This is a genomic window from Streptomyces griseobrunneus (assembly GCF_046713465.1).
In the GTDB taxonomy this organism is placed as follows: domain Bacteria; phylum Actinomycetota; class Actinomycetes; order Streptomycetales; family Streptomycetaceae; genus Streptomyces; species Streptomyces microflavus.
Map to the genome: position 1 here is coordinate 7,585,469 of NZ_CP177080.1, position 24,221 is coordinate 7,609,689.

21 protein-coding genes are annotated in these 24,221 nt (G+C 69.6%); 18 read left to right on the forward strand and 3 right to left on the reverse strand.

The genetic code is table 11. From position 1 onward, the window contains the following. Nucleotides 1–40: 40 nt before the first annotated feature. Genes ACK8N7_RS34540 through ACK8N7_RS34550 form a run of 3 tightly spaced genes read left to right on the forward strand, consistent with a single transcriptional unit; the run spans nucleotide 41 to nucleotide 3,360 of the window. Nucleotides 41–868, forward strand: coding sequence for a phosphate ABC transporter substrate-binding protein (locus tag ACK8N7_RS34540; protein ID WP_500445002.1), 828 nt, complete (start codon nucleotides 41–43; stop codon nucleotides 866–868). A gap of 33 nt (nucleotides 869–901) precedes the next feature. Then, nucleotides 902–2,683: a phosphate ABC transporter permease subunit PstC gene (gene pstC / locus ACK8N7_RS34545; protein ID WP_500445004.1), complete on the forward strand. Its 1,782-nt coding sequence runs from the start codon at nucleotides 902–904 to the stop codon at nucleotides 2,681–2,683. After that, entirely contained in the window at nucleotides 2,671–3,360 is a 690-nt protein-coding gene (locus ACK8N7_RS34550) for an ATP-binding cassette domain-containing protein (protein WP_403214230.1), read from the forward strand. The genes pstC and ACK8N7_RS34550 overlap by 13 nt, the downstream gene beginning before the upstream one ends. Nucleotides 3,361–3,435: 75 nt before the next feature. Here ACK8N7_RS34550 and ACK8N7_RS34555 read toward each other — a convergent pair whose 3' ends face one another. Next, on the reverse strand, nucleotides 3,436–3,747 hold the full coding sequence (locus ACK8N7_RS34555) for an ArsR/SmtB family transcription factor (RefSeq protein WP_403214232.1): 312 nt from the start codon (nucleotides 3,745–3,747) through the stop codon (nucleotides 3,436–3,438). Between the two features lie 41 nt (nucleotides 3,748–3,788). Continuing rightward, nucleotides 3,789–4,067: a hypothetical protein gene (locus tag ACK8N7_RS34560; protein WP_500445006.1), complete on the reverse strand. Its 279-nt coding sequence runs from the start codon at nucleotides 4,065–4,067 to the stop codon at nucleotides 3,789–3,791. A gap of 603 nt (nucleotides 4,068–4,670) precedes the next feature. On the opposite strand from ACK8N7_RS34560, the gene ACK8N7_RS34565 reads away from it, so the two are divergent. Both ACK8N7_RS34565 and ACK8N7_RS34570 read left to right on the forward strand, forming a co-directional pair. Beyond that, the gene (locus tag ACK8N7_RS34565) at nucleotides 4,671–7,184 is read left to right on the forward strand and encodes a molybdopterin-containing oxidoreductase family protein (protein ID WP_403214236.1); all 2,514 of its coding nucleotides are present in this window, start codon (nucleotides 4,671–4,673) and stop codon (nucleotides 7,182–7,184) included. Nucleotides 7,185–7,276: 92 nt separating this feature from the next. Continuing rightward, on the forward strand, nucleotides 7,277–7,642 hold the full coding sequence (locus ACK8N7_RS34570) for an ArsR/SmtB family transcription factor (RefSeq protein ID WP_403214238.1): 366 nt from the start codon (nucleotides 7,277–7,279) through the stop codon (nucleotides 7,640–7,642). Nucleotides 7,643–7,682: 40 nt separating this feature from the next. On the opposite strand, the gene ACK8N7_RS34575 is transcribed toward ACK8N7_RS34570, so the two are convergent. Further along, nucleotides 7,683–8,762: a helix-turn-helix transcriptional regulator gene (locus tag ACK8N7_RS34575; protein WP_500445009.1), complete on the reverse strand. Its 1,080-nt coding sequence runs from the start codon at nucleotides 8,760–8,762 to the stop codon at nucleotides 7,683–7,685. 213 nt (nucleotides 8,763–8,975) lie between these two features. Here ACK8N7_RS34575 and aroA point away from each other — a divergent pair, with 213 nt between their 5' ends. From aroA to ACK8N7_RS34640, 13 genes are all read left to right on the forward strand, one after another. After that, a complete protein-coding gene (aroA, locus tag ACK8N7_RS34580) occupies nucleotides 8,976–10,301 on the forward strand; it encodes a 3-phosphoshikimate 1-carboxyvinyltransferase (RefSeq protein WP_403214242.1) in 1,326 nt (441 codons plus the stop codon). Then, the gene (gpmI, locus tag ACK8N7_RS34585; protein WP_403214244.1) at nucleotides 10,298–11,815 is read left to right on the forward strand and encodes a 2,3-bisphosphoglycerate-independent phosphoglycerate mutase; all 1,518 of its coding nucleotides are present in this window, start codon (nucleotides 10,298–10,300) and stop codon (nucleotides 11,813–11,815) included. Before aroA ends, gpmI begins: the two co-directional genes overlap by 4 nt. 66 nt (nucleotides 11,816–11,881) lie before the next feature. After that, nucleotides 11,882–12,598 (forward strand): CTP synthase C-terminal region-related (seleno)protein, encoded by a 717-nt coding sequence (locus ACK8N7_RS34590; RefSeq protein ID WP_403214246.1) that lies wholly within the window; start codon nucleotides 11,882–11,884, stop codon nucleotides 12,596–12,598. 369 nt (nucleotides 12,599–12,967) lie between these two features. Beyond that, entirely contained in the window at nucleotides 12,968–14,194 is a 1,227-nt protein-coding gene (locus ACK8N7_RS34595) for a M28 family metallopeptidase (protein ID WP_500445011.1), read from the forward strand. Between the two features lie 38 nt (nucleotides 14,195–14,232). Further along, nucleotides 14,233–14,586 (forward strand): carboxymuconolactone decarboxylase family protein, encoded by a 354-nt coding sequence (locus ACK8N7_RS34600; RefSeq protein WP_073880930.1) that lies wholly within the window; start codon nucleotides 14,233–14,235, stop codon nucleotides 14,584–14,586. 56 nt (nucleotides 14,587–14,642) lie between these two features. Beyond that, the gene (locus ACK8N7_RS34605; protein ID WP_500445013.1) at nucleotides 14,643–15,920 is read left to right on the forward strand and encodes an ATP-grasp domain-containing protein; all 1,278 of its coding nucleotides are present in this window, start codon (nucleotides 14,643–14,645) and stop codon (nucleotides 15,918–15,920) included. A 10-nt stretch (nucleotides 15,921–15,930) separates the two neighbouring features. Beyond that, the gene (locus ACK8N7_RS34610; protein ID WP_403214252.1) at nucleotides 15,931–17,058 is read left to right on the forward strand and encodes a GNAT family N-acetyltransferase; all 1,128 of its coding nucleotides are present in this window, start codon (nucleotides 15,931–15,933) and stop codon (nucleotides 17,056–17,058) included. After that, nucleotides 17,058–18,227, forward strand: a complete 1,170-nt coding sequence (locus ACK8N7_RS34615) for an ATP-grasp domain-containing protein (RefSeq protein WP_403214254.1) — start codon at nucleotides 17,058–17,060, stop codon at nucleotides 18,225–18,227. Before ACK8N7_RS34610 ends, ACK8N7_RS34615 begins: the two co-directional genes overlap by 1 nt. Before the next feature lie 11 nt (nucleotides 18,228–18,238). Next, on the forward strand, nucleotides 18,239–19,486 hold the full coding sequence (locus tag ACK8N7_RS34620; protein ID WP_500445016.1) for an ATP-grasp domain-containing protein: 1,248 nt from the start codon (nucleotides 18,239–18,241) through the stop codon (nucleotides 19,484–19,486). Between the two features lie 290 nt (nucleotides 19,487–19,776). Further along, nucleotides 19,777–21,468 carry an ABC transporter ATP-binding protein gene (locus tag ACK8N7_RS34625; RefSeq protein ID WP_500445018.1) on the forward strand — a complete coding sequence of 564 codons (1,692 nt, stop codon included), beginning with the start codon at nucleotides 19,777–19,779 and terminating at the stop codon, nucleotides 21,466–21,468. Next, nucleotides 21,465–23,384, forward strand: a complete 1,920-nt coding sequence (locus ACK8N7_RS34630; protein WP_403214260.1) for an ABC transporter ATP-binding protein — start codon at nucleotides 21,465–21,467, stop codon at nucleotides 23,382–23,384. Before ACK8N7_RS34625 ends, ACK8N7_RS34630 begins: the two co-directional genes overlap by 4 nt. Beyond that, nucleotides 23,377–23,658, forward strand: a complete 282-nt coding sequence (locus ACK8N7_RS34635; protein WP_403214262.1) for a hypothetical protein — start codon at nucleotides 23,377–23,379, stop codon at nucleotides 23,656–23,658. The genes ACK8N7_RS34630 and ACK8N7_RS34635 overlap by 8 nt, the downstream gene beginning before the upstream one ends. Nucleotides 23,659–23,691: 33 nt before the next feature. Then, a complete protein-coding gene (locus tag ACK8N7_RS34640) occupies nucleotides 23,692–24,219 on the forward strand; it encodes a FixH family protein (RefSeq protein WP_500445020.1) in 528 nt (175 codons plus the stop codon). Nucleotides 24,220–24,221: the final 2 nt, after the last annotated feature.

A 24,221-nucleotide genomic window follows, 5' to 3' on the forward strand; every position in this document is an offset into this window, starting at 1 on the left:
GCGCCGGCGCGGTCTCGTGTACCTCGCATCAGGAGTGCTGATGGCCGGCCTCGCCACGGCATGCGCCGACGGCGAGTCAAGTGCCGGTGGGGGTGGGTTGAGGGCGAGCGGCTCGACGACCGTCGCGCCTGTTGCCGCCGACGCGGCGGAGGCTCTCAAGGCGCAGGGTATGAACATCACCATCGCCACCCAGGGAGGATCCGCCGGCGGCATCTCCCAGCTCGCGGCAGGTCAGATCGACATCGCGCTCAGCTCGAAGCCGATCGCCGAAGAGGACCGGACTGCCCATCCCGAAACCGACTTCGTCACCACGCAGATCGGGTCCGACGCTGTCGGAGTCATCGTCACGAAGCCGGTCGCCGACGCCGGGGTCAAGAACCTCACGGCCGATCAGGTGCGGGGCCTCTTCGAGGGCAGGATCACCAACTGGTCCGAACTCGGCGGTCCGGAACTCGATGTCTTCGTCTATGACAAGGAGCCCGGGCGCGGTACGCGCGAGGTTCTCGACAAATATGTCTACGGGGACGAGAAGGCCCCGCCGCCGCCGGACTCGGACAACTTCGCGATCGTCGGCGGCAACCTGGAGACCCGTAACAAGCTGGAGTCCACCCCCGGGGCGGTCGGCCCCCTGTCCACCGGCTTCGTCGAGGGGCGGAACAAGCTCGCCGTGGTGACGCTGGACGGCATCGAAGCCAGCCCCGAGAACATCGCCTCCGGGAAGTACCCGATGAACAGGCCGCTGTACCTGATCACGAACGGCGAGCCGAAGGGGGATGCCAGGAAGTTCGTCGACTACTTGCTCTCCGACAAGGGGCAGTCTCTGCTGGAGCCTCACGGATACCTGTCGCTCAAGCAGATCGGGAAGTGATCGGTGACGATCACGGAGGAGAGGCGACCGGCGGTGGAACCCGCGGCTGAGCCGCGTCCTCGGCGATCGGCCTGGGTGTGGGGATGGCTCTTCACCGGAGCGTTCTCCGTCGTCGCCGTGCTGCTGGCGCTCCTCGGCTACCTCGGTGAAGGTGTCGCGGGAGGTGACGTCGACTGGGTGGCCCTGCTGACCGAGTCCTCGTGGAATCCCAGCGGTTCGGTGTTCGGCGGTCTGGCGATGATCTACGGCTCGGCCGTCGTGTGTGTCATCGCGCTCGTCCTGGCGGTGCCCGTCGGCTGGGGAGCTGCTGTCGCGCTCTCGGAGTACCTGCCCAGGCGTGCGGCTCGCGCTCTCCGTATGAGTGTGGAGCTGCTGGCCGCCGTGCCCTCCATCGTGTATGGGCTGATCGGTATTCTGCTCATCCGGCCGTTCGTCGGGAGCATCGCCGATGTGCCGGGCGGGGACAGCCTGCTCGCTGCGGGCATGGTCCTGGCTGTCATGATCATGCCTACCATCGTGGCGGTGAGCGTGGACTCCCTGGCCGCGGTCCCCGACCGCGACCGCGAGGCAGCCTTCTCGCTGGGGCTGACCCGCCGCGAAGTCATTCGCTCGGCGGTTCTGCCGAAGGCGCGGCCCGGTATGCGGGCGGCCGTACTGCTCGGCCTCGCGCGAGCACTCGGTGAGGCGATCGCCGTCTTCCTGGTGGTGGGAAGGGCCGACGGGCGGCTTCCCGGCACGTTCGACCAGCTGCTGAACTCGCTGGTGCGCCCCGGCCAGACACTGACGACGAAGCTGGCAGGACCGGAGCCCGTTCTGGCAGGCACCTCCGGCACCTACTTCGCCTCACTGTGCGGTCTCGGGCTCATCCTCCTCGCGCTGGTGGCCCTGGCCACGGTGTGGGGGAACCGGGGGACGTCCCGGCCCGCGAGCGTCGCACGGTTCCGCGGTCGGCAGTCGGCCGGCCGGAGCCGCGTTCAGGCGGACCGGTTCGTCGCCGTCGTACGGCTGAGTGCGCTGGGGCTTCCTGCGCTCCTGCTGCTGGGCATGCTCGCCGTGCTGGCGACACGCGGCAATGCCGCCTTCAGCCCTTCGTTCTGGTTCACTTCCGCCACCGGTGCGGCCGGCGGGGGCGTCAGTGACCAGATCCTGGGCACGCTGCTGTTGCTCGTCACCTGCGGACTCATCGCTCTGCCCCTCGGTTTCGGCACAGGGGTCCTGCTGGGCGTCCATGCCTCCGCCCGCACCGCGCGGGTGCTGCAGACGCTGACGGTCGTCGTGGGAGGGACGCCGACCATTCTTCTGGGCCTGGCCGGGTTCGTGATCTTCTGCAGTGCGATGGGCTGGGGGAGATCCTGGCTCGCCGGAGCCTTCGTACTGGTTCCGGTCGTCGTGCCCATGGTTGCGTTACCGACCTGCGCGCGTGTCAGGAGCCTGTCGCCGGAGATGACGGAGAGCGCGCTGTCGCTCGGGCTCACGCGTGCCCAGTACATCCGGTCCGTCGTCGTCCCGTACACCTGGCCCGCCACACTGACCGGACTGCTGCTGGGGCTGGCGCGCGCGGCGGGGGAGACGGCACCGCTGCTCTTCACCGCCACAGTCTTCTTCGGTGCGCCCGCGCTGCCCGGCGGCATCGTGGAGTCGCCGGTACAGGCCCTGCCTACGCACATCTTCACCCTGTCCCAGGACTCCGGCGATCCCCAGGCCGTCGCGCAGGCATGGGGGAGCGCCATGGTTCTGGTGCTCATCACCGCTGTACTGCTGAGCCTGGCGGTCGCGTTGCGCAACCGTTTCGAAGGAGAACGATGGACCACGTAATCACCGTGCGGGAACTCCGTGTGCGGGATCGGAACAAGACTCTGGTCGGGCCGGTCTCCTTCGAGGTGGAGCACGGCTCGACAACCGGCCTGTGCGGACCGTCGGGCGCCGGCAAATCCACGGTGCTGCGCGCCCTGGTCGACCTCCTTCCGGCCGGGCTCACCAGAGAGGGCCGGATAGAAGTGGCCGGGCGCCCGGTCGCCTCGCGCAAGGGAGACGCGGACCTCAGGGCCAAGGTGGTCCTGGTGCCTCAGACGCCTGTTGTCTTCGGCGGCAGCATCCTGGACAACGCGCTGTTCGGCCTGCGCCATGTCATGCGCGCCCCGCGCGAAGTCCTGGGTGACCGCGCGGAGCAGGCGCTGAAGGAGGCGGGTCTGTGGAAGGAGGTCCGCGACCGGCTGGACTCTCCCGCTCAGACGCTGTCCGCCGGACAGCGCCAGCGTCTCTGCCTCGCGCGGGCGCTCGCCCTGGAGCCGGCCGCACTGCTCCTCGACGAGCCCACCAGCGCCCTGGACGAACGGAGCAGGGACACGGTGGAGGAGTCGGTGGCCGCGCTGCGCGGGCGCCGTACCGTGCTCCTCGTATCGCATGATCCCGCGCAGGTCGACCGGCTCTGCGACCGTACGGTCCGGCTCGAACTGCCCAGTGCGGAGAGTCTGGTCGCCGTGCCCTCCTGATCCGTCCCCTGCTGCACCTATCCCTGCCCGTGCGGCTGTCCGGCGCCCTGTCGGCAGCCGCACGGCGCCCTCGGTTCAGCAGGGGCGCGTACGGCCGGAGTCGGCGGTCTCCTCGGCCAGCACCGACAACCGGGCCAGTTCGGCGGCCAGACCGGACAGCGTCTCCGGCTTCAGGCGGTAGTACGTCCACCTGCCGCACGGTTCCGTCTCGACCACACCCGCCTCACGCAGCACCTTCAGGTGATTGGACAAGTTGGTCTGCCGGGCCCCGGTCTCGTCCACCAAGTGAGTCGTGCACAGGGACTCCCGGGCAAGCAGGGTGACGATCCGCCAGCGCAAGGGATCCGCCAGTGCCCGTAAGGTATCACTGTCAACTGATGTCACCATGCGCTGATGTTCTCATGCCGAGTGCCGCCAGGTCCACCGGTTCACGGGATGTCGAACGATTCCCGCACGGTGGTCCGATCGAATTCCGAGGTCCGCACAGTCAGGGACAGATCCCAGGAGCCGGCGACCGGCACCTGGAATCCGGAGACGCTCCAATGCCCTGCGGACACCCGCTCGACCGGCACCGGCAAGGGGCCGATCGATCCGGATCGCGAGATCGGCGAGGCGTGGATCTCCGGTGCGTCCAAGGGGCTACCGTCCTGGGCGGTCAGCGTCACACGTACGGCGTTCGGCCCGCGTCGCCCCGGGTCCACCACCATGCCGGCGGAGCCTTCGCCCTTGGGCCCGCCGGTATCGAAATCGGCCTCCAGGGAGACCGCGGCGGATGCCTGCGCGAGCTGCGGCCGCGGATCGAGTCCGTGCCGGCTGCGTGGACGCGAGGGCCGTGGTGGCTGCGATCACGCACAGTCCGACGACGGCCTCGGCACTCACCCAGCGGCGAAGGGCCCGCAGTGGCGCGCGGCCCCCGTCGGCCCGCGGATGGGCGAGCCGTTTCGTCCAGCGCCGTGAAACCTGCCCGAGGCGGAGCAGCAGGGCCAGGAGCACGCCGGTTTTCGTCCGCACCGTCTCGGCCGGCCGGACGAGGTGAGCCGTCCCGTTGCGGCGGGCGTGGTCGGGCGTCGGCGCCCACGGTGGGCCTTGTGCGGGTGCACCGATCCATGTCCACCTCCTTGAGTTCCTCCGCGCGCTTCTTCGCCTCGGCTCGCGCAACTGACGTAGGGCGTCAGGGCATGGGGACGTGGGGCGTGACCCGCCCTGAAGTGTCACGCCACTGTAACCAGTTGATTAGATGAATATCTAGACAGTCACCGTTCCTCGCCCCTAGGCTCACCACGCCTCACACACCTCAGGGGGAGTCGGACGTGGCGAAAAGCAACACCCCAGTCAGCAGGCGGCAGTTGGTCCAGGGGGCCGCGCTCACGAGTGCGGCATTGGTGGTGGGTACGCCGTCCGCCGACGCGACGGGCCGGCCCACCCTCGGCGCACCCGCCTCCACGGCCGACGGGACGCAGTCGCTCGACTTCACCGAGGGCTCGGCAGCGATGGAGCCAGACAGGACGGTGATCAGCGCCTGCCAGTTCTGCAACTCGAACTGCTCCCTCTCCATCGACGTACGGGCCGACCGCGTCATCGGCGTACGAAGTGGCGCCGACGACCCCGTGCAGAACGGCAACATCTGTGTGAAGGCCCCCATGATGGCGGAGCTGGCGCACAACCCTCTGCGCCTCACGCATCCATTGATCCGTACCGGTGGTCGCAAGGGCTCGAAGGACTCCACCTTCCGGACAGCCACGTGGAGCGAGGCGCTCGACGTCATCGCCCGACAGCTTCTCACCCTGCGGGACAAGGGCGAGGCCGCTTCCATCGCGAACCGGACCACCGGCCGGCTGCCGCGGGGCACCGGCTCCCTGGTCGCCAGGGTGTTCACCCTGTTGGGCAGCCCGAACAACACCGACGTCGGGCCCGTGTGCAACGACGCCGGCGGCAACGCTCTCAAGGCGACCTTCGGCCTCGGCAACTTCACCAACGGGTACGGCACGGACGGCGCCACCGGCAAGGACGACCTGGGCTCGGCCGACTACTACCTCTTCCTCGGCACCAACCAGGCCGAGACCCACCCCGTCACCTTCGACTACCTGCTGCGCGGCCGTGCCCGCACGGGCGCCCGGCTGGTGGTGGTCGACCCGCGCCGGACCCCTACCGCCGCCGCGGCCGACGACTGGGTCGCACCCAAGCCCCACACCGACCTGGCCCTGGCTCTGGGGATGCTCCACCACATCCTCGACGGGAACCTGCACGACCGCGCATTCGTCGAACGCTGGGTGGTCGGCTTCGACGAACTCAAGGCGCACATGGCGGCCTCCCACTACACCCCGGAGTGGGCTGCCGCCGTATCCGGGGTCCCGGCGGCGACCATCCGCCGCATCGCCCGCGACTACGCGAGCGCCCGGTCCGCGGCGCTCTTCTGCAACGCGGGGATCTCCCACCAGCTGGGCGCTTTCGACACGTACCGCGTACTCACGTTCCTGGCGGCCGTCACCGGCAACATCGGCAAGCTCGGGGCCGGCTGCAACTTCATGCACAACACCTGGCCCGGAGACCTCCATCTGCCGGCTCTCACCGTACGGACCCCGGATCCCGGCCAGGCCCTCCCCGTCGGCCCCGACTACTTCGCCGAGGCCGTACTCACAGGCCGCCCCTACCGCCTCAAGGCCCTCATCACGCAAGGGAATCCGCTCGTCTCCTCGGCCAACACGGACAGGGTCAAGGAGGCCTACCGCCGGCTGGACTTCTACGTCTACACGGGCCTGTTCATGGAAGAGGCCGCCTACTACGCGGACGTGGTGCTGCCGGTGAGCTCCCCGCTCGAGTACGACGGGGTCTACATGCGGCGGGACGACCGGGCGATCCGCTGGCAGCAGGCCGCAGTACCCCGCTGCGGCGAATCCAGGCCGGACTGGGAGATCTGGATCGAACTGGCCCATGCGCTGGGCCGCAACGACAAGCGAAGGGGCTCCGCCTACTGGGCCGACGCGTTTCCGCGTGCCTGGAAGGACTATTCCGTCCTGTGGGCCGAGTTCGTGAGGAACACCCCGGGGATGGGCGGGATGACGGAGGCACGCATGCGCAAGCGGACCGAGCCCTTGCGCTGGCCCTGCCCCACGCCGCGCCATCCCGGCGTCAGCGCTCTCTACCAGGACCATCCGTCCTGGTACGCGGCCGCGGCGTCGCTCGGTGGTGCTCCGGGGCAGAGATTCCTCACCCCCAGCGGCAAGATCGAGATCTACACCCGCGCGCTCGACCAAGGGCTCGCCGTTGCCGGCCACCGGGCTCTCCCCGACTTCTACACTCATCCGGAAGTGACGGGTGCGCACCCGACGCTCGCGTACGAGAAGCGTTTCGTCACCAGCCCGGTCAACCCACAGGCCCTCACCCACCCCGTGAAGCTGGGCGTAAAGGGGAACGGGGACGTGCACCGCAGATACCCACTGATGGGGATGACCGGCCGGCCCGGCGTGGCCCACTTCGCCACGGTCACCCACTGGACACCCACCGGTGCCCGGCTCAACGGGATCCGCTTTTTGCAGATCCACCCGGACACCGCCCGCCGACTGGATATCGACGACCGCGACGAGGTCGTCGTGGAGAGCCCGCGCGGCAAGGTGACGGCCACGGCTCTGTACTGGCCCGGCATCCGCAAGGACACCGTGTTCATTCCGAACACCTTCGGCCCCGCCCAGCATCTCGCCGAAGACCTCGGGGGCACCCGGTACGAGGCGGTGAACGCCCTCGTCGACGACCAGTACTACGACAACCTCTCCGGACAGCAGGCATACAAGTGCTTCGCCTGCCGGGTCACGAAGAGCCCTTCCTGAGCCCTTCGGCCGGCCCGGCGGGTTCCCTCCGCGCGAGTCCACCCCGCCGCGAGCTGGTTGCACAATGATTAGACCGCTGTAAAACTGGAGCCGTGTCAAGCCTGGAAGTAGTTACGTCAGAGCCCTGCTGCCCGTCCGTCACCGCCGCGCCACTGGAGGCTGAGCGGGCCTCGGACATGGCCAAGATGTTCAAGGCGCTGGGTGACTCGATCAGGCTCCGCCTGTTCTCGATGATCGCGTCGGCCGCCGGTGACGAGGTCTGTGTCTGTGACCTGACGGGCCCCTTCGACCTCTCCGCCCCGACGATCTCGTACCACCTCAAGATCCTGCGGGAGGCGGGTCTGGTGACCTCCGAGCGTCGCGGCACCTGGGTCTACTACCGGGCCCGGCGCGACAAGCTCGGAATTCTCTCCGGACTCCTCGCCGTGGACACGGTGCCCGAGGCCTGCGCGGTCTGAGCCTGCGGGTCACCTTCTCCGCAACGATCGGGCGTGGCCCTCAGATGCGCGACACGATGCGCAGCGACCCTGCAGTTCCGATGGCTGACGTGGACGGCTGTACCTCTCGGGACGGCTGAGGGCGGTCGCTGCTGCAGGCGCACGGGCTGAGCCAGCCGCGATCGACGGCGTTGGCTCCGGCCTCGAACCTGCTGCGGGCGTCCAAGCGCTCCATCAGGTCCGCGATCATGCGGCGGGCGGTGCGCAGACCGACTCCGAGCTTCTTCCGCACGGCGTCGTCGGTCAGTCCCTGGCTCATCAGGCGGAGAATCTCCTTCTCCATGGGGGTGGGCTGGTCCTGCGTACCCCCGCACAGGGAGTCCAGTGGCCTCATGGTCTCGCAGAGGCGCTCGAAGAGCGCCACAAGGCCTGCCAGGAACCCCGCCCCGCTGACCTGGACGGCTCCCGCCGCCGGATTCCTGGGATCTATGGGCACCAGAGCGGTGGCGCGGTCATAGACGACGAGCCACGTCGGCAGCGTCGGAACCGTGCCCACGCGTCCGCCGTCGCGCGCCAGCCAACGGGCGTAGCCGAGGGCCGCACGGTCGTTGTAGACGCTCTCCAGATGGATGTTCCAGACGGAGAGACCGCGCTCCAGCATGTGCTGGTCGAGGGGGCGCCGGGCGAGCAGAACCTCCTCCCCGACGGTCTCCGCGGGCAGCAGGGACATGCACCCGACCGTCGCCCGGCCGGCGAGCCGCTCCATACGGGCCAGTACCGCGGCCTGTGACTCCAAACGCTCCCAGCCGGAGTGCGACGTCGACGGTTGAGCGACCTCGTACTCCTCGGCGAGCTGGTCGACGACGTCCTTGATGTCGGCGAACTCCTGTTGTTTGCTCATGATCTCGGCCTGCCGCTGCTGGAGCAGGGTTCGCAGGGCGAGAGAGGGTCTCGCCGGGACGAGCGTTCCGGCCAGGGGGCGGAGCAGGGAGAGTTCCAGGAGCCGGTCGACGCTCCGCCGGACGTCGTCCCGGGGTGCGTCGAGACCGCTGAACAAGTCGTCCGGCGAGCAGCCAGGCCGGCCGAGTGCGAAGCGGTAAACCGCATGTGTCAGTTCGTCGAGTCCCAGCGGCTGCGACATCCGTCCCCCCAGATGTGCTGGTGCTTCGAATTTCTTGAAGTTAGCACGGTCGGGGGCCAGTTGGGTGATCGAAATCGGCCAATGGTGCGGATGCGACAGGTAGTTGCCGGGCAACTTGTTGCCTCACCGGGAGCTGTCCTCACCATGGCGCGACCCCGCAAGCTCTTCCCGATTGCCACTGGCGTTCGACGCCAACGACCATGGGGAGACGCGTTGAGTCCTGTCGAGACCGATCCGCGACTGAAGGCCGAGAGTGTCACGATCAGGCCCCTGAGCGCCTTCCGGAAGACCGTTCAGGTGCTCGGCTCCAAGAGCTACTCCAACCGCTACCTCGCCCTCGCGGCGCTCTCGGGCGAGCCGACCGTCATCGAGGGTGCTCTCGTCTGTGACGACACCCGGTATCTCGCCGATGCACTGACCCGGTTCGGTCATGTCGAGGTGGACGTCGACGCGGCCGCGGAGCGCATCACCGTCACACCGACCGGCCGCGCCATGCGCGCCCCGGAGGAGGACGTGTACGTCGGCGCGGCCGGCACCCCGATTCGTATCCTCATCGCCATGGCCGGGCACGCCGAGGGCACCACCGTCCTCACCGGGACCCCCCGCATGCAGGAGCGGCCGATGGGCTCCCTGCTCGAAGCGCTGCCGGGCGTCGGAGTGACTGCCGAAGCCGTAAAGGGCAACGGCAGCCCGCCCGTCCGGGTCACCGGCCCGAGTTTCCGCGGTGGCTCGACGCGTATCAGCGGGGCGGTCAGCTCCCAGTTCACCTCCAGCCTGCTGATCAACGCCACGCGCGCCGAGCAGGACACCGAGATCCACGTCATTGACGAACTGGTGTCCAAGCCGTACGTCGAGATGACGGTCGCGGCGCTCGCGGACATGGGCGTCGTCGTCGAACGGGACGGCTACACCCGGTTCGCCGTCGCCGCGGGCCAGAAGCTGCGCGGCGGCACGGTCCAGGTGGAACCCGATGCCTCCGGCATGTCCTACTTCCTCGCGGCCGCCGCCGTCCTCGGCGGCACCGTCACCATTCCCGGCATCGGCACGGGATCGCACCAGGGGGACGTCGGCCTGGTCGCCGCTCTGACCCGGATGGGATGTACGGCGGACATCGCCGACGACTCCATCACCCTGACGGGAGGCGAACTGCGCGGCATCGACATCGACATGGAGACGATGCCGGACGTGGTCCCGACACTCGCCGTCGTCGCGGCCTTCGCCGAAGGCACCACACACATCAGCAACATCGCCAGCCTGCGGATCAAGGAATGCGACCGGATCGCCGCCGTCGCCACCGAACTGCGCAAGATGGGCATCACCGTCGAGGAGCACGCCGACGCGCTGACCATCACCGGCGGTACGCCCCACGGAGCCGTCATCGACACCTACGACGACCACCGTATCGCCATGTGCTTCGCCATCGCCGGACTGCGTACGCCGGGGGTGGTGATCAAGGACCCGGGGTGCGTCGCGAAGTCCTTCCCGACCTTCTGGCAGAAGCTGGACACCCTCGCCGACCCGACCACCAGCACCCTGTGAGCGCGGCGCGACCGGGCATCCTGCTGGTCCTCGACGGATGGGGGCACGCGGAGCCGGGCGAGGCCAACGCTCTCACGGCGGCCGACACCCCCTGTCTCGACCGGCTGCTCGGCACCCCTTCCGCTGTCCTCGCGGAGGCGTCGGGCAGTGCCGTCGGCCTGTTGCCCGGCACGGTCGGCAACTCCGAGATCGGACACATCGTCATCGGAGCGGGACGGCCCGTCCCCTACGACAGCGTCCTGGTCGAGGAGCGGATCAGCAGCGGCGCCCTGCGATCGGACGAGACGCTGAGCGCCGCGCTCGCGGGCGCCGCACGCACCGGTGGCTCGCTCCACCTGATCGGTCTGACATCCGACGGCATGATCCATGCCAACGTGCACCATCTGCGCGAACTACTGTGTATCGCAGCCCTGTTCACGGTTCCCGAGGTCAGGATCCACGCGATCACCGACGGCCGGGACGTGGCGGACGGCACCGCCGCCACCTATCTCGAAACAGTCGAGGGATATGCCGCGGAAGCGGGCATCGGAAGAATCGCCACGGTCACGGGCCGCGGATACGCCCTGGACAAGAGCGGCGACCTCGCGCTGACCGAACGGGCGGCCCGCGCCATCGCCGACGGCGCGGGCCACCTGATCGGTGAGCCGAAGGAGGCCCTGGCGACGACCGGACGCGGCGAGGAGTGGGTGGAGCCCAGTGTCGTCACCGGCGGTGACGGCGAGCCGGCCGGCCCGGTCCGGGACGGTGACGTCGTCCTGTTCACCAACTTCCGCAGCGACCGCATCCAGCAGCTCGCCGATCATCTCCACCGAGATCTGGCGGGCCGGGGCGTGACCTTCCTCAGCCTGGCCCAGTACGACACGGACGCGGCCATACCCGCGTTGGTCCACCGGGCCGACGCCGGGGGAGGGCTGGCCGCCCGGCTCGCGGAGAGCGGTCTGCGGTCGGTGCGTATCGCGGAAGCCGAGAAGTTCGAGCACGTGACGTACTACCTCAACGGCAGGGAGGCCACCGTGGCGCCGGTGGAGGAACACATCAGGATCTCCGATGCCACGCCGCCGGACTACCGGACCAGGCCGGAGATGAGTATCGGTCAGGTCACTGCCGCCATCTGTTCGGCCGCCCGGCGCGATGACGTGCCGCTGGTGGTCGCCAACCTGGCCAACATCGACGTGGTCGGCCACACCGGGGACTACGCGGCCACAGTCAGGGCCGCCGAACACACCGACCGCGCCGTGGAAGCCCTGTGCCGTGTCGCGAGCGAGACGGGACGCTGGGTTCTCCTGGTCGGTGACCACGGCAACGCGGAGAAGATGCTCACCGACTCCGACGGAGTCCGCCGCCCCTACGGCGGCCACACCACCAACCCCGTGCCCGCCGTGCTCGTCCCGGCGGAGGGCCAGCAAGTGGACCGCCCGCAAGGGGCCGCCACGCTCGCCGACATCGCTCCCAGCGTGCTGTCGCTCCTCGGGGCCGGCCCGACGCCCGGCATGACCGGCCGCGCGCTGTGGTGACGGTACGTCCGTAGCACGGAGAGAGCACCAGAACATGCCTGTTCCGCCGCCAAAGGAGGCACGTTGATGACTTCCCGGCCGAGACTCGCCCTCGTCGGTGACCGCAGCGATCGTGTACCCGCTCACGCCAAGTTCGACGAACTGGTTCCGCACTTCGGTGTGGAGGTCGACTGGCTTCCCAGCGCGGCGGTGACCGACGCCGTCGCCGAGTACGACGGGATCTGGGTGATACCCGGTTCTCCCTACGTGAGCCAGGCCGGCGCCCTGCTGGCCATCCGCACCGCCCGTACGGCAGGCATTCCCTACCTGGGTACCTGCGGTGGCTTCCAGCACGCGCTCATCGAGTACAGCCGCAACGTCCTGGGGATCAGGGACGCGGAGGACGTCCAGTACGACGCGGATGCCACGACCCCGCTCATCGTCCCGCTGGCCTGCTCCCTCGTAGGGGAGACCGCACCACTCCACTTCGCCGCCGACAGCCGGCTCGCCTCCGTCTATCCGGGGCGCGAGTCCGCGGTGGAGACCTATCACTGCAAGTACGGTCTCAACCCGGCCTACGAGAACGAGCTGCGGTCCGGTCCGCTCCGGATCAGCGGCTGGGACGCGGAGAAGGCGCCGAGGGCTGTCGAACTGCCCGACCACCCCTTCTTCATCGGCAGCCTGTTCCAGCCCGAACTGTCCTCCACGCCGACCGGCATCCACCCGCTCATCAGGGCCTTTCTGGCGGCCGTCAGCGTGCGCGCCGGGGTGCGGGAACGCGGTCGGGTGGCTGTGGGGGAGTGAACCCGACCGCTGCCATTGACACGACGATCACACTGATTCGATACTTGTTTAAGTAAGTGCCCATCGAATCAATGATCGGAGAGCAGCGGACATGAGCAGTGATCCGTCCGACGCATCTGAGCAGAGGCCCGTCGGTGGCTTCATCACGGAACCGCTCGTGGCCGCGGCGGCCACCACCGGTGGCTGCTGCGGCGAGCCCGCCGATGCCACGGGCGCGGTTCCCGGAGGCCAGGGCGGCGGTTGCTGCGGTGAGCCCGTGAGCGCGCCGAAGGCCGAGCGCAGCAGCTGCTGCGGCGAACCCGCCGCCCGAACCCCCCGAAGCTGCTGTGGTGACCCCACGGCAGCAGGTTGAGGAAGACACCCTCCCCCATGACCGAGACGGCACACGACCAGGGGCCCACCGCGGCGCGCGAGCCGACGGACTCCTTCGACACCGAGCGCGCCCTCGCCACGCTCCGCTCCCTGTGCGTCCCGGACATGGCCGGGCGCGCACCGGGCAGTGCCGGACATGACCGCGCGACCCGTTTCCTGGTGTCGGAGCTGACCGGCAGCGGTCTCTCGCCCGTCCTGGAGCACTTCGCCATCAGCGGGGTGCTGCGTCTGTCGGCACCGCCGTACTGCCGTGTGGACGGGCCCAACCGCGTCCGCGATCTCGTCCACCGCGCCGAATTCGCCGAGCACCCCCGTTCCGCCCCGATGCCGGCCCCGGTCTCCGGCGTTGCCTCGGCGGAGGCCGGGCCCGGCCGGTGGGCCATCGTGCGCGGCCCGTCGCAGGGACCTGACTTCGCGGAACTCGCCGATGAACTGACGGCACGCGGGGTGGTGGGGATCCTGGTGGCTCAGCACGCCGACGCATCCGGGTACCTCACCAAACGGGTCCAGGGCCCACCGCCCGTACAACTGCCGGTCGTCGCACTCCTGCCGGAGCTGCTCGACGCCGTCACCGACGAGGCCGTCACCGCTCACGTACCGCTGGAACGGGTGCCCGCCGTCGGAGCCAACATCATCGCGACACTGCCGGGCCGCGCTCCGCACGCCCGCCCGATCCTCCTGTCGGCGCACTACGACGGGGTCGGATCCGACCCCGAACTGCACTTCCCGTGCGCCGGGGACAATGCCAGCGGTGCCGCCGTACTCTGCGAGACGGCCCGCGTTCTGAGCCGGGCCGAACCACTGAGCCGCCCTATGATCTTCGCCCTCCTGGACGCCGAGGAGATGGGCACCCTGGGGTCGGGACATCACGCCCGGCAGCTGAGCGAGCGGAAGGTGCGGCCCGACGTCCTCAACATCGACATGGCCGGCAAATTCAACGGCAAGGTAGCCGTGGAACTGGGGCCGGCCGACCCGCCGCCCAGCGACCTCATCGCAGCGCTCGATGCGTCCGGCCGGCAACTGGGCATCCCCCTCCACGCCGCGCCCGTCGCATCCGACAACCGGCGTTACGCGGCCTCGGGCTTCCCTTCGGCAGGCGTCGGACTGGGCGCGGCGCACTACCACTCACCCCTTGACAGCCCGGAACGGATCGACGCCGACGCCCTGCGCAAGGCGGGACAGCTCACGCTGGCCACGATCCGTCATCTCGCCGCCCACGGCTGATCCACCGACCGTCCCCCTCCATCCTGAGGAGCCCTTTCATGGCGACCACGCCCCAGCAGTCCGTCTCGACCCAGCTCATCCAGCTCGCCCCGAGCGTCGGCGAGCACCACGCCGCCTTCTCCAAGAGCTACCAGGAGTTCTTCGGCGCCGTCTTCGACCACGACGCCCTCGAACCCAGGACGCGTGCCGCCGTCGCCCTCTGCGCGGCCCTGATGCAGGACCGTGAGGAAACGGTTCGCTCCTTCCTCGCCGCCGCCAAGAAGCTCGGCCTCAAGAACGAGGAGATAGGCCAGATCGCCGGCATCGTCGAAGCGATGAAGCTGGACGAACTCCAGCGCCCGGCCGTACAGGCGGTCGCGGCTGCCGCGAAGAAGGCCAACACCTGCTGCTGAACGAGGCCGGCCGCCCACGCCCCCAGCCCACCCCACCTCGACTAAGGACATCGGCAGTGGCTGAACCATCCACCCCCGCGACCGGCTCCGTCGTGATGCTCGGTGGCCGCAGCGAGCGCGAGTTCAGCATCGTCAGAGAGCTCGGATACCGGGTCGTGCTCCTGGACGAACGGATTCCGTGGCACTGCATGCCCTGGGTCGACGCCCACGTCGACATCGACCTGAACGACTGGGACGCTGTGGCGGACGCGATCGGCGACGAGCTCGGGGGCGAGCGGCCCGCAGCGGTACTGACGCACACCGAACCGCGTCTGCCCCTGATGGCGCACCTGAGCAGCCTGTTGTCCCCCGGCTCGCCGGGGCTGGACGCAGAGGCGGCGGCCAACTGCAGGGACAAGTGGCGCACGCGCACCGTGCTCGAAGCGGCCGGCCTGCCCGTACCACGCTTCTCGCTCGCCACGAGCGAGAACGAAGCGGTGGCGGCGGCCTCGCGGATCGGCTACCCCGTGGTGGTCAAACCCCGCGACGGCGCCGGCGCCTTCGGTGTCCGGTGCTGCCCCGGGGAAGCCGAGGTGCGGGAGGCCTTCGGCGCGCTGGGCGCTTTCCTCCCCGACGGCCTGCCGGGGGCGCTGATCGAGGAGTACGTCGACGGCCCCGAGTTCGCCGTGCAGACCCTCACCCGCGGCGGAACCACTCAGGTCCTCAGCGTCTTCCGACAGCGTACGACCCCGCCTCCCGTCTTCGTGGAGCTGGGCTACGAGCACCCGTGCGGTCTCTCGGCGACCCGCCACGAGGAGCTGGAACAGCTCCTCCAGGACACGCTCGACGCGCTCGGTCTGCGGGACTGGATCAGCCATACGCAGGTCCGGCTCGGCGCCGAAGGGTTCCGCGTCATCGAGGTCAACGCCCGCAGACCCGGCGGACGTCTGGTGGAGATGACCACCGCCGTCAGCGGCATCGACATGGTGGAGGCCGTCACCCGCCAGGCACTGGGCCTGGAGCAGGCCCGGCCCGGCCCGGCCGTGGCGTTCGCCCGCTACACGAGCATCGTCTTCGACGAGCCGGGAACGGTCCTCTACGACGAGTTCGTGCCGGAAGGCGAAGGCCCCGCCAGACCCATCGTCGAGCTGGAGATCGCACCCGGCGAGACCGTACGGCCCAAGGAAGACCCTCGGGGCGGTGTCTACGGTCGCATCGTCGTGTACGGCGGGAGCGCAGAGGAACTCGACCGGGCGGAGCAGGGAGTCCGCCGGGCCCTGGACCTCCAGGTGGTGTTCGGCGACGGCCTCGATCCGGCCGCGTCGGACAGCCGTGAATTCAAGTCGTGCTGCTGAGGTGCGTCCGATGACCCTCACCGACGCGGTCGGCAACATGACCGGACAGCACCGGATCGAGACCCTGTCCACGATCCACGACGCCGACGCCGACGCGTGGAACCGGGTCGTCGGCCTGGCAGCCGGAAGCGTCTTCCACACCTGGCAGTGGCTCGCCGCCTTCGAGGACGCTCCGCCCGGAGAGTTCGAGCCCCGCCACCTCGCCGCCTACCGGGGCGACGAACTCGTCGGGATCTGCCCCGCCTACCTGGTGCACGACTGCCCGCGCCTCTCCTACCTCGTCGAGCTGGGTGACTTCGCACCGACGGGTCCGGTACTCCTGGCACACAGCCTCGCCGCCCTGGACGGCGGCCCGTTGGCCGCGCCCGGACACGAGGGTGCCGTGGACGCGCTGCTGCACGCCCTGGGGGAGGCGGCGCGTGCCGCCGGAGCCCGGGTCTGGGGTGTGGCCAACGCATCGGCGGACCGGCTCAGCGGACGGCTGATGCGGCAAGGGTTCGCCACAGCCCACATCACCACTTCCTACCGCTGTGCCACCGACGTCGAGACGGTCGAGAAGTACTGGACCTTCGTCGACGGGCGCCGCCGCCGAAAGCTTGCCGGCGAACGCAGGCTCGCAGCGCGCGACCACACCGTACGTGACCAGCCCGCGGACACCGACACGATGATCCGTCTGATCCACTCCCTTCTCCAGGACCGTGACACCCCCACCGACGTCCTGCCCGCCGCGTTCCTCCGGGCCATGCGGACCAGGCTGGCGCCGTTCGAGCGGTCCATCACGGCCGTCGACGGCGCCGGACACACCGTCGGCGTCTTCGCCGGCTGGCAGTTCGGCCCGGTCTGGTCGATGTGGCTGGCCGGTCTGGACACCGCGCGCCTGCCCTCCTTCGTCCCGTACCGGGCGATGGCCGGCCGCATCGTCGAGAGCGCCGTCGCCACGGACGTCGCCACGGTCGACCTCGGCCGCTCCAACGGGATGGAGAAGCGCAAGCTCGGGGCCCACCCCGTACCGCTCCACCTGGCGCTGAACGCGGCCGACCGCGATGGGCAGGCCGCTCTGCACGCGTCCTGCCTGCGCCTGGAACAGCGTTGCCAGGGCCCCGAGGATCAACTCGACATGGCCAGGCGGTGCTGCTGATGACCGCCGACGTCCGTCCCGGTGTGGCCTGCCTCTCCGGGCGCCGAGTCGTGGACGTTCTCGATGCCCTCGACGTACACACCGTTCTGCTCGACGATCCCACGCCGCTGGAGCTGGCCTGCCGGGTCGACGTGCCCCTCGACATCGACCTGAGCGACTGGGGGGCGGTGGAGAGCGCGCTGAGCCGCAACCACGCCGGCCGGCCGCTCGAAGCGGTGTTCAGCGTGTACGACGCGCATGTGCCGCTGGCCGCCTACCTGGCCGCTCGGATCGGGGTACGCGGGCTCGACCTCTCAGCCGCCCTGGCCTGCCACGACAAGGCGCGCCTTCGGATGATGCTGGCCGCCGGCGGCGTACGGACGCCCGACTCCCTGCCGGTCGCCGATCCGGCCGACGCCCGGGCGTCGGCCCGGAGGCTGGGACTGCCTGTCGTGGTGCGGAAGTCGGTCGGCCGGGGGCGACTGCTCTGCCGTGATCTGAACGACGTGAAGCGGGCATCGGAGCTTCTCGGTCCCACCGCACTCGTCGTCGAGAAGTTCACCGACGGGCCTGAGTACGCCGTGCAGAGCTTCACCGTCGACGGGGCCACCGAGATCGTGAGCGTGCTGGCCCAGCACACGGGTCCGGGCCCGGGGCGGGCGGAGACCGGTTACGACTACCCCGGCGGTCTCGACCCGGTCCAGGAGTCGGAACTGAAGGCGTTCTGCATCCGGGCCCTGAGCGCACTCAACTTCGACCACGGTGTTTCCCACGTCCAGGTCAGGCTGACGGATGACGGGCCCGTCCTCGTCGACGCCGCCGCCCGGCCGCCCGGCGGCCAGCTGTGCGCCGCCACCGAACGGGTCAGCGGGATCGATCTCACGCGCGCGGCCGCGGAGATCGCGCTGGGACGGCCCGTCACGCGCAGGCCGCCCACGGCGAGCCACGTGCTGTACCGATGTGTCGGCTTCGACCGCCCGGGCCGAATCGGCTACGACGTCCGGGGCCTCGATTCCCCCGGCGTCTGGCTCGACGTCGAACCCGGCGACAGCGTCCGCGGTGTCGACGACCCCGAAGGCGGCAGCTGCGGCCGCATCGTGGTGTACGGCGACGACCCGGCGGAGCTGGAGTCCACGTACCACTCCCTCTTCCACTCGCTCCGACTCCGCGTCGAGCCAGACATCCAGTAGGTGATGGACCCTTGTCCACGCGCATTCTCGTGCTCGGCGGTCGGCGTACCGTTCAGCAGCTCCAGGAAGAGAGCGACTACGACGTCGTGTTCGCGGAGGAGAACATGACGCTCGAACAGGTCATGCTCGCCGACTACCCCTTGGAGGTCGACTTCGGCGACTGGGCCTTGGTCTCCCGCCAGGTGGCGGCGGTCCACGCCCAGCAGCCGATCCACGCCGTCGTCACCGGGGTCGAGCGCCTGGTTCCGCTGGCCGGCCGGTTGCGGGAGGAGCTCAAGCTCGACCACGGCATCACCGAGCAGGCGGCCCGGAACTGCATCGACAAGGCGGCCACCCACCGCCTCCTCGAAGGGGCCGGAGTTCCGGTGCCGCGCACCCGGGTCGTGGGCGGAGCGCAGGAGGGCGGCGAGGCCGCCGAAGGGCTCGGCCTGCCCGTCGTGGTCAAGCCGCGCGACGCGTCCAGCGCGGCCGGGCTGGCGTACTGCGGCACCCGCGCCGAGGCCGAGCGGGCCATCGCCGGCATCCTGGCGGGCGGCCGGGACAGTGCTCTGGTCGAGGAGTACGTACAGGGGCCGGAGTTCGGTGTCTTCGCCGCCCGTACGGCCGGAGTGACCCGGGTCCTGTGGGTGGTCGAGGGCGAGGTGGGGCCGCCGCCGACCTTCGTCAAGGTCGGCGGCTACTTCCCCGCCAGGCTCGACGAGGAGAACAGACGGGAGCTCGACCGGCTGGCGGACCTCGCTCTGACCGCGGTCGGCCTGGAGGACTGGGTCGCGGCGCTGCAGTTCACCCTCACGGCCGACGGCTGGCGGGCGGGCGAGATCAACCCCCGTGTCCCCGGCGGCCAGGCCGTCGAGATGATCAGATCCACCACCGGCTGGGAGCCGAGTCTCGTCGCTGCCGAAGCCGCTCTCGGCCGGCACGGCGAGCCCCGGGCCGCCGACGCCGCCTGCGGCCTGTACCGGAGCATCGTCTTCGAGGAGGCGGGGCGCATCGACTACGACGCCTCTGCCATCGGCTCCCTCGACGGACTCGAGTCCCCGCATCCGCCCTTCGTCGAGTTCGACGTCGCACCGGGCGAGTCCGTGCTGCCGGTCGGCCACCCGCGCGGCGGAGCCTTCGGCCGTATCGTGCTGGCCGGCGAGAATCCCGGGCAACTGGAGCGGGACCTCGCACGGGTCACGGCACAGCTGGCCGTCCGGCTCGCGGACGAGCAGGTCAACGAAGGCTCCGTGGACCGGGCGCACACCAGCTGCTGCTGACAACTCCCATCACAGTCAGACCACTTGACGCTCCCGAGGCTCCGTGATTCGATACTTTTGAAAGTATCGAATCAGCGAGAATGAGAAGGGAGATGCCATGGCCGACGACATGATCGGTTCCGGCTGCTGTGAGACCAGCGGCAACGAGGACGTCGCGGAAGACGGCACCGAGTGCGGCTGCGCCTGCGCCTGCTGCGACTAGTCCAGCGGCATGACGGCGGGCCGCACTCCTCCGGGTGCGGCCCGCTCGGACCGACCGCCCAATCCAACTACCAAGAGGGGGCTCGACGTTGAACGACTCGCTACGCGCGCTGCGCTTCATCTATGGCTACCCGCTGCGCTACCGCCGCGAGATGACCATCGCCACCGTGGTCATGTTCCTCGGTCTCCTCGGCAACATCGCCGTGCCACTCCTGACGCGGTACGCCATCGACGTCGGGGTACTCGGCGGAGCGACAGAGACCCTGCTCTACACCTCCCTGGGCGTCCTGCTCGCCGGTGCGGCGACCACCGCCCTGCTGCACTTCGGCAAGCGCATCAGGTTCTCCGTGGCCAGCAAGGCCGTGAACGACCTGCGGGAGGATCTCTTCCGCAAGCTCATCCATCTCGGCCCCGCCGACATCGCCGAGGCGTCCGGCGGCCGCGCGCTCACCCGCCTGATATCCGACGCCGTCTCCGTCCGCGGTCTCACCAACGGTGGTCTGCTGGAACTGCTCAACCAGGTGCTCGTCACGCTCACCATGCTGGTCACGGCCATCGTCATCGACGCGCGCACCACGCTGCTGGCCGTCATCCCGATGGTCTTCGTCATCATCGGGAACTTCACCGTCCAGCTCCGCCTCCAGAAGGCGTTCACCGAGCTCAAGAGCCAGTTCACCAAGCTCCTGAGCGGTGTGGGCGAATCCCTCGCCAACATCAACGTCGTCAAGTCCTACGGCCGCGAGTCGGACGCCTCGGGCCGCCTGGACAAGGTCAACCAGGCGCACGCGGCGCGTGATGGCCAGATGAAGCGTACGTACAGCCGGTGGGAGGCGATTCTCAACGTCATCGGCGGTCTGCCCACCCCGATCGCCCTGTGGGTCGGCGGGCAGGGAGTGCTCAACGGCACCAGCACGGTCGGCGATCTCGTCGCGGTCGTGGCCCTGGTGATGATGTTCCAGATGAGCATCCACATGCTCGCCATGCACACCAACGGGGCCTTCCGGAGCGTCGTGACCGCTCAGCGCCTCCTGCGCGTCATGGACGCCCCCTCCGTCATCGCCGGTCACGACGGCCGCACCGACGTCCCGGCCATCGGCACCGTCGACATCCGGGCCATCGACGTCGACATCGCCGGCCGCCGCATCCTGGGCAACGTCGACCTCCACGTGGAGCCGGGCGCCGTCATCGCCCTGACCGGCCCGACCGGAAGCGGCAAGTCCACGCTCCTCCACGTCCTGGCCCGGCTGCGCGACCCGGACGGCGGCACCGTCACGTACGACGGCGTCGACGCCCGCGCGTACGCTCCCGAAAGCCTGCGCCGGCACATCGTGTGCCTGCCGCAGCGGCAGTGGGTCTTCGAGGGCACCCTCGCCGAGAACGTCCACTTCGTCCGGCCCGAGGCCACGGACGAGCAGGTCGCGCAGGCGGTCACCGCTGCCGGCCTCTCGCACATCCCGCTGGACCGACGCTTCGGCGCCAGCACCCTGGACCTGTCGGCGGGGGAGCGTCAGCGCATAGGCCTCGCCCGGGCGCTGCTGGTCAACCCCGACATCCTGCTGCTCGACAATCCGACGGCGAACCTGGACGCGGAGACCGAGGCCGCACTGCTGCAGACCATCCTCAAGGTGCGCAACGGCCGTACCCTGATCATCGCCTCCCAGCAGCCCGCGGTCACCCGGTACGTCGACCGCACCGTCAGCCTCGCCCTCCCGGAGGTCCCGGCGCAGGCCGTGGCGTCGCTCGCCGGGGCGACCGCCCCTGAGGGAGGAAAGGTTTCATGACCGTCACCTCGAACGAGGTCCCTCTGGAGGGCAAGGAAGCCCGGCAGGCCCTGCTGAAGGCGGCCCGCAGATTCCTGCCCTACCTGCGGCCCCACTGGTTCTGGCTCAGCGTCGCCACGCTGATGGCCATCCTGAACTCCATCGCCACCATCGCCGTCATGTACACAGTGATGGCCGGTATCGGACAGATCGTCATCGGTGACATGAGCGCCGTACGGTCCACCGCCATCAACCTCGTCGTGCTGACCGTGGTGGAGAACATCATCCGGATCATCTACAACTCGGCGATGATCCGGATCAACGAGAGCCTGTCCGTCACCATCCGCAACGACCTGGTCGTCCGCCTGCACAACGTGCAGCTGTCCCGGCACGTCTCCCAGGCAAGCGGCGAATGGGTCACCCGCGTGCTCTTCGAGGCGAACCGGTTCCGCGGCTTCCTCACCAAGTCCCTGATGGAAGTGGCCAACAGCGTCATCTGGTTCCTCGCGTTCGCCGTCTTCCTCCTTGCCCTCAGCCCCCTCGTGGCGCTGCCCACCCTGGTCACCATCCCCCTGATGGTGTGGATCGCGGTGGTGTGGACCAAGCGACTGCGTCCGGACACCCGGAAGCAGCGCGAGGGCTGGGACCAGATGGTGGGTTACCTCGACCAGCGCATCGAGGGCCTGGCCGACATCCGTTCCTTCGGCCAGGAAGAGGCCGTACTCGCCGACCTGCGAGCGCGGTCCGAGGAGTACAGCACGGTTCACAACCGGCTCTCGCGCAAACGCCTGTGGCTCACCTCCCACCTGGGGTTCAGCGTCTTCCTCGCCCTGGGCCTGCTGATCTTCTTCGGCGGCCTGCAGATCATCAACGGGCACCAGCTCGGCTCGGGCTTCTTCTTCGACATGGCCGCCGGCATGATGCCCATGACCTGGATGCTGATGGGCACGGACACGATGATGGCGTCCATGGGCATGGCGTCCGGCACGGCGCTGGCAGCCGGCACGCTCGCCGCCTTCGCCCTCTTCGTCAAGCGCATGCTCAACCCCGTACGTGACCTCGCCCACCAGCTCGGACAGTCGTCCGACATCGCCACCTCGGCACGCCGGATCCTGGACGTCCTCGACCTGGAGGAGGAGCGGAGCGGCGCCGGTACCCTGCCGCCCGTCGAAGGCACCGTCGCCTTCGAGGACGTCACCTTCGCCTACGGCGACGGTCCCGACGTTCTCCACGGCATCACGCTGCGGGCGGAGCCCGGGCAGCACATCGGCATCGTCGGGACGAGCGGCGCCGGCAAGAGCACGCTGATGCAGCTGCTGGTCCGGCTGTACACACCGACCGGCGGCACGGTCAGCATCGACGGGCACGACCTGACGGGCATGAGCAGCGCGTCCGTCCGCTCGCAGGTGCTCCTCGTCACTCAGGAGGCACAGCTCTTCGACGGCACCGTCACCGAGAACATCCTCTTCGGGAGGCCCGGCGCCACGGAGGAACAGGTGATCGACGCCGCGAAGACCCTCGGGGCGCACGAGGCCATCATGGGCCTGCGCAACGGTTACGAGACGCGCGTCGGCGAGCGGGGCTCCCGCCTCTCCGTCGGTGAGCGGCAGCTGATCGCTCTGGCCCGGGCGATGCTCGCGGACCCCCGCGTCATCGTTCTGGACGAGGCGGTCTCCAGCGTCGATCCGGAACGTCAGCGGCTCGTCCTCTCGGCGATACGCCGCCTCCTGGAGGGCCGCACGGCCGTCGTCGTCGCGCACTGGCTCCCCCTGGTGGAGGACCTCGACCAGGTATTCGTCATCGAGGACGGACGGATCGTCGAATCCGGCCTGCCCGTGGAGCTGTTCACCGCAGGCGGGCGGCTCACCGAACTGTGCGACGCCCAGGAGGGCCGCACCCACAAGAACACCCCCGGAAGGGACAACGCCCATGTCTGACACCAACCTCGGCAACATGTTCTGGAACGCCACCCAGCAGACCCCGACCGCGACCGCCGAGGAGCCCAAGAAGGCGTCCTCGTGCTGCGGGCCGAAGCCGGCTGCCGAGGCCCCGGCCGAGCCGAAGAAGGCGTCCTCCTGCTGCGGCCCCAAGCCGGCTGCCGACTCGTCCGCCGCACCGAAGAAGGCGTCTTCCTGCTGCGGCCCCAAGCCCGCCGCCACAACGGAGCCCGAGGGTGCCGCGGCCCCCAAGAAGTCGTCCTGCTGCGGCTGATCACCACCGTACCGAACGTCCCGAGGAGGACACATGACCTGGCGCACGGCCCCCCACCAGCCTGACGGAGAGGCCACCACCGCGGCGTACCCGGCCGGGCCCCGCACCACCCGGGGGGCTGCGCGCCGGGCTGCCACCGCGGCCGTGTTCCTGGTCGCCGCGGTCCTGACCGGCTGCACCGGCACCTCGGACGCGGCCGGCGGATCGTCCCCTGCCGGCGACCTGGACGAGTACTGCCGGGCGACCAAGTCCGACGGCGGTCTGGAGGTCACGCTCACCGTGGCCCCCTGCCCGCCCACCGGTGGGGGAGCGGCCGGAACGGCCGGCGTCGCGCTGAAGGACGCCGACGGAAAGGCGGTACCGGGCGCCAAGGTCGAGATCAACCCCGAAATGCCCAACATGAAGATGAAGGGCGGCAACCAGACGGCACGGCCCAAGGGCGACGGCTATGAAGCCAAGCTCGTCCTCGGAATGGCGGGTGACTGGCGGATCACCGTCACCGTCACCCCCGCGTCGGGTGAAGCGTCCACCACCGCCTTCAACCTGACAGCGAAGGACTGATC